The organism is Massilia sp. YIM B02763 (genome assembly GCF_030412015.1).
In the GTDB taxonomy this organism is placed as follows: domain Bacteria; phylum Pseudomonadota; class Gammaproteobacteria; order Burkholderiales; family Burkholderiaceae_D; genus Telluria.
The window spans coordinates 1-12,531 of sequence record NZ_JASNRD010000045.1 but is presented as its reverse complement, the minus strand read 5'-3'; the positions used below and the strand labels follow the sequence as shown (position 1 = coordinate 12,531).

Genomic DNA, 12,531 nt, shown 5'->3' with positions numbered 1-12,531 from the left:
AATTACGCTTTCGCAGCTTGACAGGCAAGACGGTATCTACGGCACGCCACGGCGTAGGGTGGGCACCACGTGCCCACCATCACCGTCGCCTATCACACCGCCGGCGTCGTCCGGTGCCCCAGCGTCGCCGAGATCTGCGAGGCGGTGCCGACCAGGTCGTCCAGCCATTCTTCCTGCAGGCGGTCCGCCGGCGCCGAGATCGACAGGCCCGCGACCAGCTTGCCGCCGTCGTCGTAGATGCCGGCCGCCATGCAGCGCACGCCCAGTTCCAGTTCCTCGTTGTCGCGCGCATAGCCGCGCGCGCGTACCAGCGACAGCTCGCGCTCCAGGCGCGCCAGGTCGGTGATCGAGTTCTTGTTGTGGCCGGCCAGTCCCGTGCGGGTGGCGTAGGCGCGGATCGTCTTCGGTTCGTCGATCGACAGGAACAGCTTGCCCGTCGAGGTCAGGTGCAGCGGGCCGCGTCCGCCGATGGCGCGCACCACCTGCATGCCGGAGCGTTCGGAAAACGCGCGGTCGATGTAGACGATCTCGTCGCCCTGGCGCACCGACAGGTTGACCGTCTGGCGCGTCTTGTTGTGCAGCAGGCGCATCAGGTCGAGCGCCGCCTCGCGCACCGACAGCCGGCTCTTGACCACGTTGCCCAGTTCCAGCAGGCGCATGCCGAGGCGGTAGGTGCCGGGCTCGACGCGGTCGACGAAGCGCGTCACCACCATGTCGTTCAGGATCCGGTGCGCCGTCGACGGATGCAGGCCGGATACCCGCGACAATTCCTTCAGGCTGACCGGATCGGGGTAGCTGGCCAGGACGTCGAGCAGGGCGACCATGCGCTCGATGACCTGGATCGACGTCTTGGCCGGTTCGGGAGTTTCCAGTTTCATGATGTGGTTGGTGCGGTGCGGTATATTTCTTCAGTTTATACCATAATGTGAAAAAAAGTGGTCGTCAACGCACATTCATGTTGCGCGGCTGTCAAGCTATGTGGGCATAATGGCGGTCCTGTACAGCATTGCGAGCACCATGGAATTACCGAGCAGCGAGTTCAAGAGCAAAGGCGGCCTGAAGCGGATTTTTTCGGCCATCCGTTATTCCTTCGATGGCTTCAAGGCGGCCTGGCAACATGAACACGCGTTCCGCCAGGAGCTGATGGTCGCCGTGCCGGCCGCGATCGTGGCACTGCTGCTGAAGATCTCGGCCTTCCAGAAGCTGGCGCTGATCGCCGTGCTGGGCCTGGTGCTGCTGGTGGAACTGATCAATGCCTCGATCGAGGCGGTCGTCGACCGGGTGTCGCTGGAACGCCACCCGCTGTCGAAGGCGGCCAAGGACCTGGGCAGCGCCGCCGTCGCACTGGCCATCATGATCGCGCTCGCCACCTGGGCCGTCGTGTTGTACAACCGGTTCTTTTAAACTCACCTGAAGGAGATCAAGATGACCTTACGCCTTGGCGACACCGCGCCGGACTTCGAACAGGATTCCACCATCGGCAAGCTCCGCTTCTACGATTGGGCGGGCGACTCCTGGGTGGTGCTGTTCTCGCATCCGGCCGACTTCACGCCGGTCTGCACCACCGAACTGGGCCTGACGGCCAAGCTAAAACCGGAATTCGACAAGCGCAACGTCAAGGCGATCGCGCTGTCCGTCGACCCGGCCGACAAGCACGGCGAATGGATCAAGGACATCGAGGAGACCCAGCAGACCGTGGTCGGCTTCCCGATCATCGCCGACGCCGACAAGACCGTCTCCGAACTGTACGACATGATCCACCCGAACCAGTCGGCCACGGCCACCGTGCGCTCGCTGTTCGTGATCGACCCGGCCAAGAAGGTGCGCCTGATGATCACCTACCCGATGAGCACCGGCCGCAACTTCGACGAAGTCCTGCGCGTCATCGACGCCCTGCAGCTGACCGACGGCTATACCGTCGCGACGCCGGGCAACTGGAAGGATGGCGACGACGTCATCATCCCGCTGACCGTGCAGGATCCGGAGCAGCTCAAGCAGAAGTACCCGAAGGGCTTCAACGCGCCCAAGCCTTACCTGCGCCTGACGCCGCAGCCGAACAAGTGACACTTGTTCGGCGTAGGGTGGACGGCTCCGCCGTCCACGCGTCCAACCAGGGCATGCGTGTCGATCCATCAGCCGATGGTCGGGCGCGTGGACGGGAAACCCGTCCACCCTACCTGAGTCTCACAGTCCGCATAAGCAAATAAGGAAGCTATCGTTTGCCCCGCGGATGAGGTGCCTTACCCTTGGCCGTTCCAAAGGGTAAGCGCATGTCCATTACATACATTCTGTCGGGATTCGCCGTCGGCCTGCTGGTCGGCATGACCGGCGTCGGCGGCGGCTCGCTGATGACGCCGCTCCTGACGCTGCTGTTCGGCGTCAACCCGTCGGTCGCCGTCGGTACCGACCTCGCATTCGCCTCCGTCACCAAGAGCGCCGGCACCATTACCCACCGCGTGCGCGGCACCGTGCAATGGCATATCGTCGGCCGCCTGTGCGCCGGCGCCTTGCCGGCCGCACTGCTGGCCACGCTCGCGCTGCACCGCTTCGGGCCGCTGGACGCGGCCATCGGCCAGGTCATCCGCTATTCGATCGCCGTCTCCGTGCTGCTGACCGTCGTCGCCATCCTGCTGCGCGGCCGCATGCTGGCCTGGATCCATCGCCATCCGCAGCGCCAGTTGCGCGGACGCTCCCTGGTGGCGGCCACCGTCGCCGCGGGCGCCGTGCTGGGCGTGCTGGTCACCGTGTCCTCGATCGGCGCCGGCGCCATCGGCGCGACGCTGCTCGTCATGCTGTACCCGAGCCTGCAGCCGGCCGAAGTGGCGGGCACCGACATCGCCTACGCCGTGCCGCTGACGGCCATCGCGGCGGTGGGCCACTGGTGGCTGGGCTCGATCGACTGGATGCTGCTGCTGACGCTGCTGATCGGTTCGCTGCCCGGCATCACGCTCGGTTCCTGGGCGGCCAAGGCGGTGCCGGAGCGCTTCCTGCGCGGCTTGCTGGCGATGACGCTGGCGGGCGTGGCGGTGAAATTGCTCCATTGAGTGGGACGTCTACCGACGACACGAGGCGCTGCGGCGTCTTTTTCGTTGGCGCTGCAAATACATGCAGGTTGTAAGCAAATGATTTTTGCTTCGTTTGCAATATGCGTTTCCAATGCGATTATGTGTCGCTATTAGAAGAAATTGTAATAAAGGCGGACTAATGAATACTCTGGTGCAATCCCGTAGCAGCGCGAACCGGGTCATTCCCGGCTTCGGCCTGTCGCTCGGGTTCACGCTGTTCTACTTGGCGCTGCTCGTGCTGATCCCGCTGTCGGCGATCTTCCTGAAGACGTTCACGATGAGCTGGGATGCGTTCTGGACGGCCGTCACGTCCGAACGCGTGATGGCGTCCTACCGCCTGAGCTTCGGTGCCGCGCTGCTGGGCGCCGCCATCAACGTCGTGTTCGGCGGCATCGTCGCCTGGGTGCTGGTGCGCTACAGCTTCCCGGGCAAGCGCTTCGTCGACGCGCTGGTCGACCTGCCGTTCGCGCTGCCGACGGCCGTCGCCGGCATCACGCTCACCGCCCTGTACTCGACCAACGGCTGGATCGGCCAATACCTGGACAAGGTCGGCATCAAGGTCGCGTTCACGCCGCTGGGCGTCGTCGTCGCGCTGACCTTCATCGGCCTCCCGTTCGTCGTGCGCACCGTGCAGCCGGTGCTGGAAGACGCCGAGCGCGAGCTCGAGGAAGCGGCCGCCAGCCTGGGCGCGAGCCCGTGGCAGACCTTCGTGCGCGTGATCCTGCCGAGCATCGTGCCGGCCCTGCTGACGGGCTTCGCGCTCGCGTTCGCGCGCGCCGCCGGCGAGTACGGCTCCGTCATCTTCATCGCCGGGAACATGCCGATGGTCTCGGAGATCACGCCGCTGTTCATCATCACCAAGCTGGAGCAGTACGACTATACGGGCGCCACCGCGATCGCCGTCGTGATGCTGGTCGTGTCCTTCGTCCTCCTGTTTGCCATCAACCTGTTGCAGGCCTGGACGCGCAAGCGTGCGGGGAAATAAATGAGTGCCGTTCTCGATCGCGCCGTCAAGGACGCCGCCGCCGCGCAGGCCCCGCGCCGCGCCGCCAACACGCTGGAGCCGGCCTGGGTGCGCCATGCGCTGATCGCCGTCGCGCTGCTGTTCCTCACGTTGTTCCTGTTCGTGCCCCTCGTGGCCGTGTTCGCCGAGGCGCTCAAGCACGGCTGGAGCACCTACAAGGACGCCGTTCTGGATCCGGACGCGCTGGCGGCGATCAAGCTGACCTTCATCGCGGCCGTCATCGCCGTGCCGCTGAACCTCGTGTTCGGCGTGGCCGCCGCCTGGGCCATCGCCAAGTTCGACTTCCGCGGCAAGAGCCTCCTGATCACGCTGATCGACCTGCCGTTCTCCGTCTCGCCCGTGATCGCGGGCTTGATCTACGTGCTGCTGTTCGGCGCCCAGGGCTGGTTCGGCCCGTGGCTGATGGACCACGACGTCAAGATCCTGTTCGCCGTGCCCGGCATCGTGCTGGCGACGATCTTCGTGACCTTCCCCTTCGTCGCGCGCGAACTGATCCCGCTGATGCAGGCCCAGGGCAGCGAGGAGGAAGAGGCGGCGCTGGTGCTGGGCGCTTCCGGCTGGTCGACGTTCCGGCGCGTGACGCTCCCCAACATCAAGTGGGGGCTGCTGTACGGCGTGATCCTGTGTAATGCCCGCGCGATGGGCGAGTTCGGCGCCGTCTCGGTGGTGTCGGGCCATATCCGCGGCGAGACCAACACGATGCCGCTGCAGGTCGAGATCCTCTACAACGAATACAACTTCACGGCCGCCTTCGCGATCGCGTCGCTGCTCGCGCTGCTGGCGCTGGTGACGCTGGCCGTCAAGACCTTCATCGAATGGCGCATGCACCAGGCCGCGAAGGCCACCACCCTGGAAGAATAAATCATGACGATCGAAGTCCAACACATCCGCAAACAGTTCGGCCAGTTCACGGCCCTGGACGACGTCTCGCTGCAGTTCGCCGACGGCGAGCTGACCGCGCTGCTGGGGCCTTCGGGCTGCGGCAAGACCACGCTGCTGCGCATCATCGCCGGCCTGGAATTCCCGGACGCGGGCCGCGTGCTGCTCGATAGCGACGACGCGTCGAACCGCCATGTGCGCGAGCGCCAGGTCGGTTTCGTGTTCCAGCACTACGCGCTGTTCAAGCACATGACCGTGTTCGAGAACGTCGCCTTCGGCTTGCGTGTAAAACCGCGGCGCGAGCGGCCCAGCGAGGCGCAGATCCGCGAGAAAGTGAAGAAGCTGCTGGAGCTCGTGCAGCTGGACTGGATCGCCGACCGCTATCCGCCGCAGCTCTCCGGCGGCCAGCGCCAGCGCATCGCCCTGGCGCGCGCGCTGGCCGTGGAGCCGCGCGTGCTGCTGCTGGACGAGCCGTTCGGCGCGCTCGACGCCAAGGTGCGCAAGGAATTGCGGCGCTGGCTGCGCCAGCTGCACGACGAGCTGCACGTGACCTCGATCTTCGTAACCCACGACCAGGAAGAAGCGCTCGAAGTGGCCGACCAGGTGGTCCTGATGAACAAGGGCCGCGTCGAGCAGCTGGGCACCCCGGACCAGGTCTACAACCAGCCCGCGTCGCCGTTCGTGTACGGCTTCCTGGGCAACGTCAACCTGTTCCACGGCCGCGTGCAGGACGGCGTGCTGGCCAGCGGCGACGCCACCTTCCGCACGCCCCAGCACGCCGGCGTGAAGAACGGCGCGGGCATCGCCTACGTGCGGCCGCACGACCTGGACGTCGAACACTATGTGGCCGGCGGCGAGGGCGTGGCCGTCAAGCTGCGCCGCGCCCATGCGATCGGCCCCTTGGCCCAGCTCGACCTCGAACGCGCCGACACGGCCGAGATCATCGAGGCCGTGATCCCGAACGAGCGCTATCGCGAGCTGTCGCTGAAGGACGGCGACACGCTGCTGGTGAAACCCAAGCGCATGCACGTATTCGTCGACGAAGAGGAGGGGGCATGAATTTCCAGCAGCTGCGTTCCGTGCGCGAGGCCGCGCGCCGCAACTTCAACCTGACCGACGTGGCGAACGCGCTGTTCACCTCGCAGCCCGGCGTGTCGCGCCAGATCCGCGAACTGGAGGACGAGCTCGGCGTCGTCATCTTCGAGCGCAACGGCAAGCGCCTGACGGGCCTGACCGATCCGGGCAAGGGCATCCTGAAGATCATCGAACGCCTGCTGGTGGAAGCGGAAAACCTGCAGCAGGCCAGCACGGAATACGCGGGCCAGGACAGCGGCACGCTGCGCGTGGCCGTCACCCACACGCAGGCGCGCTATGCGCTGCCGCAGGTGGTGCAGGCCTTCCGCACGGCGTATCCGGGCGTGCGCATCGCCCTGCAGCAGAGCGCGCCGGAACACATCGCCGAATGGGTGCTGTCCGGCCGCGCCGACATCGGCATCGCCACCGAGGGCCTGTCGACCTTCCCGGACCTCGTCTCCTTCCCGTGCTACCGCTGGAGCCACGTGGTGGTGGTGCCGGACGGCCATCCGCTGCTGGCGCACACGCCGTTGAAACTGTCCGACCTGGCCGAGTACCCGCTCATCACCTACGACGTCGGCTTCACGGGCCGCAGCCACATCGACGCCGCCTTCGCCGCGGCCGGCGTGAGCCCGGACATCGTGCTGACGGCGATGGATTCCGACGTGATCAAGCAGTACGTGTCGCTGGGGCTGGGCGTGGGCATCGTCGCCTCGATGGCCTTCGACCATGGACGCGACCGCGGGCTGCGCGCGATCGAATCGTCGCACCTGTTCGCGCCCAACGTGACGCGCCTGGCCGTGCGCCGCGGCGCCTACCTGCGCGCGTACGCCTTCGATTTCATCGAGCGGTTTGCGCAGGGGTATACGAAGGCGGATGTGGAGAAGGCCTTGCAGGCGGCGGCGGTGGAGTAGAGACAACGTCGTCCCTGCGAAGGCAGGGACCCAATTTTGCCGACGTTACCGAAACGCGCGCAGAGCTTGGGTCCCTGCCTTCGCAGGGACGACGGTTTTGGGGCTAACGGTTTTTAAATTTACTGCCCGGGATTCGTGTACCGCGCATGAATCCCATCGATCGCCTTCACCACCTCGTCCGATAGCACGATGCTCTCCGCATCGATATTCTCCTTCAGCTGCGCCAGCGTGGTCGCCCCGATGATCGTCGACGCCACGAACCAGCGCGAATAGCACCACGCCAGCGCCATCTGGGCCGGCGTCATGCCGTTGGCGCGCGCCAGCGCCGCGTATTCCTTCGTCGCTTCCACCACCATCGGCCGCAGGTAGCGCGGGCTCCAGGTCGGCGGGTAGATCGTCAGGCGGCCGACGGCCTGCGGGTCGTCGACGTACTTGGCGCTGAGCTGGCCGAAGGCGAGGGGACTGTAGGCCAGCAGGCTCACGTCCTCGCGGTAGCACACCTCGTCCAGCAGCGTCGTCTCGAACGCACGCGCCGTCAGGTTGTACAGGTTCTGGATGGTGGCGATGCGCGGCAGGCCCTTCGTCTCGGACTGCTTGACGTATTCGCACACGCCCCACGGGCTCTCGTTCGACACGCCCACGTGGCGGATCTTGCCGGCCTTGACGAGGTCGTCCAGCGCGCCCAGCGTGTCCTCGATCGGCACGCTATTGCGCTCCTTCTTCGGCTCGAAGCTGTTGGCGCCGAAGATGGGCACGTTACGGCTCGGCCAGTGCAGCTGGTACAAATCGACGTGGTCCGTCTGCAGGCGCTGCAGGCTGGCGTCGAGGGCGGCGCGGATGTTCGCCGGGTCCAGGTTGTGGCGGCCGCCGCGGATCCAGGTCTGGTTCGCGTTCGGGCCGGCGGCCTTGGTGGCCAGCACGATGTCGTGGCGCTTGCCCGTCTTTTTCAGCCAGGTGCCGATGAAGCGTTCCGTCGCGCCTTGCGTGCCGGCGCTGGGCGGCACCGGATACATCTCGGCCGTGTCGATGAAGTTGATGCCGCGCTCCAGGGCATAGTCCAGCTGGGCATGCGCATCGGCTTCCGTGTTCTGTTCGCCGAAGGTCATGGTGCCCAGGCAGATGCGGGATACGAGAAGATCGGTTTTACCCAGTCGGTGCATTTTCATGACAATCCTTATTCGCTAAACACCGTCCCCCCTGCGCAGGCAGGGGCCCAAGTTCGCGTGCAACGAACAAAACTGGGCCCCGCCTGCGCAGGGGCGACGATGCAATGTTTTACTCGCGCAGCGCGTCCGCGCATTCGCGCACCAGCGCCGGACCGCGGTAAATGAGGCCGCTGTACAGCTGCACGAGCGAGGCGCCCGCATCGATCTTGGCCTTGGCGTCGCGCCCGCGCAGGATACCGCCCACGCCGATGATGGGCACGGCGTCGCCCACTTCCTTCTTCAGCGCGCGGATCACGATGTTCGACAGGTCGAACACGGGCGCGCCCGACAGGCCGCCCTGTTCGTTCGCGTGGCGCATGCCCTCGACGTCGCGGCGGTTCAGCGTGGTGTTGGTGGCGATCACGCCGTCGATGCCGTGGCGGATCAGCGCGGCGCCGATGTTGCGGATCTGGTCGCCGTCGACGTCCGGGGCGATCTTCAGCGCCAGCGGCACGTAGCGGCCGTGCTGGTCGGCCAGGCGCGATTGCTCGCCCTTCAGCTGCGCGAGCAGGGAATCCAGTTCGGACGCGCCCTGCAGCTGGCGCAGGTTCTTCGTGTTCGGCGACGAGATGTTCACCGTGACGTAGCTGGCGTAGGGGTAGACCTTGCGCAGGCATTCCAGGTAGTCGTCGGCGGCGCGCTCGATCGGCGTGTCGGCGTTCTTGCCGATGTTCAGGCCCAGCACGCCCTGGCGCTCCTGGTAGAAGCGCGAGGCCTGGACGTTGGCGACGAAGGCGTCGACGCCGCCGTTGTTGAAGCCCATGCGGTTGATGATGCCCCTGGCCGCCGGCAGGCGGAACATGCGCGGGCGCGGGTTGCCGGGCTGGGCGCGCGGCGTCACGGTGCCGATCTCGATCGAGCCGAAGCCCAGCGCCGCCAGGCCGTCGATATACCTGCCGTCCTTGTCCAGGCCGGCCGCCAGGCCGACGGGGTTCGGGAAGGTGATGCCCATGACCGTGCGCGGGTCGGGCTTCGGCTTGCGCACCAGTGCCGTCAACCCCAGGCGCTGCGCCTTGACGAGGCCGGGGAGGGTGACGTTGTGGGCCGTTTCAGGATCGAGTGCAAACAGCAGCGGGCGGGCGAGGGCGTACAAGAGTGTGTCGGACATAGTATTCCATCGTGAAGTCGCGACATTTTACCTTGCGTTGCTGCTCTGCCGCATATTTCACGATTGCATCATATGGCGTTCGCCATACCATTCCACCACACTGTTACCGGTCGAGTACGCCCCACTCCCCGTCGATGCGCGCTTCCAGCGGCTTGAAATTGATCTTGTACGCCATCTTCGGGCTCTGCTCGATCCAGTAGCCCAGGTAGACGTAGGGCAGGCCCAGCTCGCGCGCCTGGCCGATCTGCCACATCACGTTGTAGGTGCCGTACGAGGCGCCTTCAACGTCCGGGTCGAAGAAGGTGTAAACGGAGGACAGGCCGTCCGACAGCACGTCGATGATGGAGACCATGCGCAGCGTCCCGTCCGGTTCGCGGAATTCCACCAGGCGCGTATTGACGCGGCTTTGCAGCAGGAACTGGGCGTACTGGTCGCGGCTGTCCTGGTCCATGCCGCCGCCCACGTGGCGCGTGGTCTGGTAGCGCAGGTACAGCGCATAGTGCTCGTCCGAGAACGACAGGTTGGCGACCATGGCGGCCAGGTCGCCGTGGCGCTTCCAGGCGCGGCGCTGGCTGCGGTTGGGCGCGAACTGGTCGGCCGCCACCCGGACCGGGATGCAGGCGCGGCAGCCGTCGCAATACGGACGGTAGGTAAAGATGCCGCTGCGGCGAAAGCCGTTGCGTACCAGTTCCGAATAGACGTCCGCGTTGATCAGGTGCGACGGCGTGGCGACCTGCGAGCGCGCCTGGCGCGCGTCGAGGTAGCTGCAGGGATAGGGTGCCGTGGTATAGAACTGCAGCGTGGAAAATGGCAGGTCATTTAGGTGCGTCATGCAATGCTCTCGAGACGACGTTTGACGCCATTGTAGCCAAAGACGCCGGCGCGCACCGTTAGGTGGTCAACGGTGACGCGACTTCCCACCGTGCGATCTGCGGTTCGGCGATGGCCTGGCGCAGGTGGGCCAGGAATTCACGGCGCGCGATGGGGACGGCCCCGAGCGAGGCCAGGTGGCCGGTCTCCTGCTGGCAGTCGAGCATGTGTACGCCATGGCCGCGCAGAAAGGCCACCAGGTAGGCCAGCGCCACCTTGGACGCATCCGAGACCCGCGCGAACATCGATTCGCCGTAGAACATGCGCCCGATCGAGACGCCGTAGGCCCCGCCGACCAGTTCGCCGTCCAGCCAGACCTCGGACGAGTGGGCATGGCCCATCGCGTGCAGGCCCGTATAGCCGGCGATGATGTCTTCCGAGATCCAGGTGCCGGGGCCGTCCTTGCGCGGCGCGGCGCAGGCGCGCATCACGTCCTCGAAGGCGGAATCGAAGCGCACGTCCCATCGTCCGCCCTCCAGGCGCGAGCGCTCGACCTTCTTGAGCGTCTTTTTCAGGCTGTCGCTGACCTTGAAGCGGTCCGTGTACAGCACCATGCGCGGGTCGGTGCTCCACCACAGGATCGGCTGGCCTTCGGAAAACCACGGGAAGATGCCGTTGCGATAGGCCTGCAGCAGGCGCTGCGGCGACAGGTCGGCGCCGGCCGCCAGCAGGCCGGGCGCGTCGCTGGTCAGCGCCTCGGAGACGTCGGGGAAGGGGGTGTTTGCCTCGAGCCAGGGGATCATGGTGCGGTCCGATGGTGAGGGTTCAATCCGGCTGCACGGGCGCGCGCATGGGGCGCGTGATGTCCTGCGTGTGGAAGCCGTAGCCGTCCTGCCGGCCCGCGCGGATGCGGGCGCGGTCGGCGAAGAAATAGTCGAGCGTCGTGCGGATGGTGGGGAAGGCGAGATCGTCCCAGGGGATATCTTTTTCCGCAAACAATTGCACGTCCAGGCTTTCGATGCCGGGCGCGTAGTCGAGGTCGACGAGGCGCGCCAGGTAGAACAGGTGCACCTGGTGCACGTGGGCCACGTTCAGCAGCGTGAACAGCGGACCCAGCGCGACGTTGGCGCCGGCTTCCTCCTCGGTCTCGCGCACGGCCGCTTCCTCCGTCGTCTCCTCGTTTTCCATGAAGCCCGCAGGCAGCGTCCAGTAGCCGTGGCGCGGCTCGATGGCGCGCTTGCACAGCAAGACCTTCAGTTCGCCGTCGGCCTCCCAGACGGGGATCGAGCCGATCACGAGCTTCGGGTTCTGGTAATGGATGGTGCCGCAATGGGTGCACACGTAGCGCGGCCGGTTGTCGCCTTCGGGGATGGCCACCGTGACCGGATGGGCGCACTCGGAGCAGAATTTCATGGAATAAAACGCAGGTTGAATGTTGCCCTTACTTTACCACCGTCTCGCCCTGCTGTACCGCAATCGGCGCGCGCGGCGTCCTGCGCAGGCGGGCAGCTTATGCCGCTGATCTCCCCAAAAATGCACTGCCATTGCCAAAAGGGTGCAAGGTGCGTATAATGCGAAGCANCGGCGTCCTGCGCAGGCGGGCAGCTTATGCCGCTGATCTCCCCAAAAATGCACTGCCATTGCCAAAAGGGTGCAAGGTGCGTATAATGCGAAGCATCAGACGCGGGGTGGAGCAGTCTGGCAGCTCGTCGGGCTCATAACCCGAAGGTCACAGGTTCAAATCCTGTCCCCGCAACCAGATTCGAAGCCGTTGATACCTGTCCAGGATCAACGGCTTTTCCATTTTCAGCCCGCCGCTCATGGCGGACTCGACGCGTCGCAATCTCCCTCCGCATCGCCGCAACCGTTGCCGTCCAGGCCGGTCGAAGAAGTACCGGCTGCGCTGCCGGCTTTTCTTGCGGAGCATGACGATGATTACCGTGGAAGACATCAATGAAGCGTGGGGCTGGGTCGGCCTGAATGCCGTCGAGGTATTGGGCGAGAACGCCTTCGGCAACCTGATCATCCGCGACGAGGACGGGATGTACTGGCGCCTGTCGCCCGAAGACCTGTGTTGCGAACCCGTGGCCGAGGACCGCGCCGCCCTCGATGCGCTGTCGTACAACCAGGAATTCCTGGACGACTGGTACATGCCGGAACTGGTGCGCCTGGCCGAATCCACGCTGGGACCGCTGGCGGCGGGACGCAAGTACTGCCTCAAGATTCCTAGTGCCCTGGGCGGCCACTACGGGCGCGACAACCTGGCGACGGTGCCCTTGTCCGAGCTGATCCGTTTTTCCGGCGAAGGGGCGCAGCAATTCGATGGACTGCCGCGCTGTAATGCGTGACCGGGAGCCAATCGTAGGGTGGGCACCATGTGCCCACCAGATGCTCGCGTCACGTCAGCGCCCGGTGGGCACGTGGTGCCCACCCTTGTATCTTGATTGAGTTG

Annotated in this window: 14 protein-coding genes and 1 tRNA gene; 9 read left to right on the top strand and 6 right to left on the bottom strand. The window is 65.7% G+C overall.

The genetic code is table 11. The annotated features are described in order from the left end of the window. Nucleotides 1–92: 92 nt before the first annotated feature. Nucleotides 93–878: an IclR family transcriptional regulator gene (locus QPK32_RS26275; RefSeq protein ID WP_290415730.1), complete on the bottom strand. Its 786-nt coding sequence runs from the start codon at nucleotides 876–878 to the stop codon at nucleotides 93–95. A 139-nt stretch (nucleotides 879–1,017) separates the two neighbouring features. On the opposite strand from QPK32_RS26275, the gene QPK32_RS26270 reads away from it, so the two are divergent. From QPK32_RS26270 to QPK32_RS26240, 7 genes are all read left to right on the top strand, one after another. Then, nucleotides 1,018–1,404, top strand: a complete 387-nt coding sequence (locus tag QPK32_RS26270; RefSeq protein ID WP_290415729.1) for a diacylglycerol kinase — start codon at nucleotides 1,018–1,020, stop codon at nucleotides 1,402–1,404. Between the two features lie 21 nt (nucleotides 1,405–1,425). Beyond that, entirely contained in the window at nucleotides 1,426–2,064 is a 639-nt protein-coding gene (locus tag QPK32_RS26265; protein ID WP_290415728.1) for a peroxiredoxin, read from the top strand. 206 nt (nucleotides 2,065–2,270) lie between these two features. Then, the gene (locus QPK32_RS26260; protein WP_290415727.1) at nucleotides 2,271–3,044 is read left to right on the top strand and encodes a sulfite exporter TauE/SafE family protein; all 774 of its coding nucleotides are present in this window, start codon (nucleotides 2,271–2,273) and stop codon (nucleotides 3,042–3,044) included. A gap of 160 nt (nucleotides 3,045–3,204) precedes the next feature. Next, on the top strand, nucleotides 3,205–4,050 hold the full coding sequence (gene cysT / locus QPK32_RS26255; protein WP_290415726.1) for a sulfate ABC transporter permease subunit CysT: 846 nt from the start codon (nucleotides 3,205–3,207) through the stop codon (nucleotides 4,048–4,050). Next, nucleotides 4,051–4,950: a sulfate ABC transporter permease subunit CysW gene (cysW, locus tag QPK32_RS26250; RefSeq protein ID WP_290415725.1), complete on the top strand. Its 900-nt coding sequence runs from the start codon at nucleotides 4,051–4,053 to the stop codon at nucleotides 4,948–4,950. A gap of 3 nt (nucleotides 4,951–4,953) precedes the next feature. Continuing rightward, a complete protein-coding gene (locus QPK32_RS26245) occupies nucleotides 4,954–6,027 on the top strand; it encodes a sulfate/molybdate ABC transporter ATP-binding protein (RefSeq protein ID WP_290415724.1) in 1,074 nt (357 codons plus the stop codon). Beyond that, a complete protein-coding gene (locus QPK32_RS26240) occupies nucleotides 6,024–6,956 on the top strand; it encodes a CysB family HTH-type transcriptional regulator (protein ID WP_290415723.1) in 933 nt (310 codons plus the stop codon). Before QPK32_RS26245 ends, QPK32_RS26240 begins: the two co-directional genes overlap by 4 nt. Nucleotides 6,957–7,075: 119 nt before the next feature. On the opposite strand, the gene QPK32_RS26235 is transcribed toward QPK32_RS26240, so the two are convergent. The 5 genes from QPK32_RS26235 to QPK32_RS26215 form a co-directional block, all read right to left on the bottom strand. Continuing rightward, nucleotides 7,076–8,122: an aldo/keto reductase gene (locus tag QPK32_RS26235; RefSeq protein ID WP_290415722.1), complete on the bottom strand. Its 1,047-nt coding sequence runs from the start codon at nucleotides 8,120–8,122 to the stop codon at nucleotides 7,076–7,078. Nucleotides 8,123–8,231: 109 nt separating this feature from the next. After that, nucleotides 8,232–9,269 carry a quinone-dependent dihydroorotate dehydrogenase gene (locus QPK32_RS26230; RefSeq protein WP_290415721.1) on the bottom strand — a complete coding sequence of 346 codons (1,038 nt, stop codon included), beginning with the start codon at nucleotides 9,267–9,269 and terminating at the stop codon, nucleotides 8,232–8,234. 103 nt (nucleotides 9,270–9,372) lie between these two features. After that, complete coding sequence (locus tag QPK32_RS26225) at nucleotides 9,373–10,101, bottom strand: arginyltransferase (protein WP_290415720.1); 729 nt, start codon at nucleotides 10,099–10,101, stop codon at nucleotides 9,373–9,375. A 58-nt stretch (nucleotides 10,102–10,159) separates the two neighbouring features. Further along, complete coding sequence (gene aat, locus QPK32_RS26220; RefSeq protein WP_290415719.1) at nucleotides 10,160–10,882, bottom strand: leucyl/phenylalanyl-tRNA--protein transferase; 723 nt, start codon at nucleotides 10,880–10,882, stop codon at nucleotides 10,160–10,162. Between the two features lie 22 nt (nucleotides 10,883–10,904). Beyond that, the gene (locus tag QPK32_RS26215) at nucleotides 10,905–11,492 is read right to left on the bottom strand and encodes an NUDIX hydrolase (protein ID WP_290415718.1); all 588 of its coding nucleotides are present in this window, start codon (nucleotides 11,490–11,492) and stop codon (nucleotides 10,905–10,907) included. A 269-nt stretch (nucleotides 11,493–11,761) separates the two neighbouring features. On the opposite strand from QPK32_RS26215, the gene QPK32_RS26210 reads away from it, so the two are divergent. Together QPK32_RS26210 and QPK32_RS26205 are read left to right on the top strand one after the other, a co-directional pair. Beyond that, nucleotides 11,762–11,838 (top strand) — tRNA-Met (locus tag QPK32_RS26210). Between the two features lie 166 nt (nucleotides 11,839–12,004). Continuing rightward, nucleotides 12,005–12,427, top strand: coding sequence for a T6SS immunity protein Tdi1 domain-containing protein (locus tag QPK32_RS26205; RefSeq protein ID WP_290415717.1), 423 nt, complete (start codon nucleotides 12,005–12,007; stop codon nucleotides 12,425–12,427). Nucleotides 12,428–12,531 lie beyond the last annotated feature (104 nt).

Coding starts and splice junctions, on each gene's coding strand:
- QPK32_RS26230 (WP_290415721.1), bottom strand. CDS start 9,269: ATGTCCGACACACTCTTGTACGCCCTCGCCCGCCCGCTGCTGTTTGCA.
- cysT (WP_290415726.1), top strand. CDS start 3,205: ATGAATACTCTGGTGCAATCCCGTAGCAGCGCGAACCGGGTCATTCCC.
- QPK32_RS26225 (WP_290415720.1), bottom strand. CDS start 10,101: ATGACGCACCTAAATGACCTGCCATTTTCCACGCTGCAGTTCTATACC.
- QPK32_RS26270 (WP_290415729.1), top strand. CDS start 1,018: ATGGAATTACCGAGCAGCGAGTTCAAGAGCAAAGGCGGCCTGAAGCGG.
- cysW (WP_290415725.1), top strand. CDS start 4,051: ATGAGTGCCGTTCTCGATCGCGCCGTCAAGGACGCCGCCGCCGCGCAG.
- aat (WP_290415719.1), bottom strand. CDS start 10,882: ATGATCCCCTGGCTCGAGGCAAACACCCCCTTCCCCGACGTCTCCGAG.
- QPK32_RS26240 (WP_290415723.1), top strand. CDS start 6,024: ATGAATTTCCAGCAGCTGCGTTCCGTGCGCGAGGCCGCGCGCCGCAAC.
- QPK32_RS26275 (WP_290415730.1), bottom strand. CDS start 878: ATGAAACTGGAAACTCCCGAACCGGCCAAGACGTCGATCCAGGTCATC.
- QPK32_RS26205 (WP_290415717.1), top strand. CDS start 12,005: ATGACGATGATTACCGTGGAAGACATCAATGAAGCGTGGGGCTGGGTC.
- QPK32_RS26245 (WP_290415724.1), top strand. CDS start 4,954: ATGACGATCGAAGTCCAACACATCCGCAAACAGTTCGGCCAGTTCACG.
- QPK32_RS26235 (WP_290415722.1), bottom strand. CDS start 8,122: ATGAAAATGCACCGACTGGGTAAAACCGATCTTCTCGTATCCCGCATC.
- QPK32_RS26265 (WP_290415728.1), top strand. CDS start 1,426: ATGACCTTACGCCTTGGCGACACCGCGCCGGACTTCGAACAGGATTCC.
- QPK32_RS26215 (WP_290415718.1), bottom strand. CDS start 11,492: ATGAAATTCTGCTCCGAGTGCGCCCATCCGGTCACGGTGGCCATCCCC.
- QPK32_RS26260 (WP_290415727.1), top strand. CDS start 2,271: ATGTCCATTACATACATTCTGTCGGGATTCGCCGTCGGCCTGCTGGTC.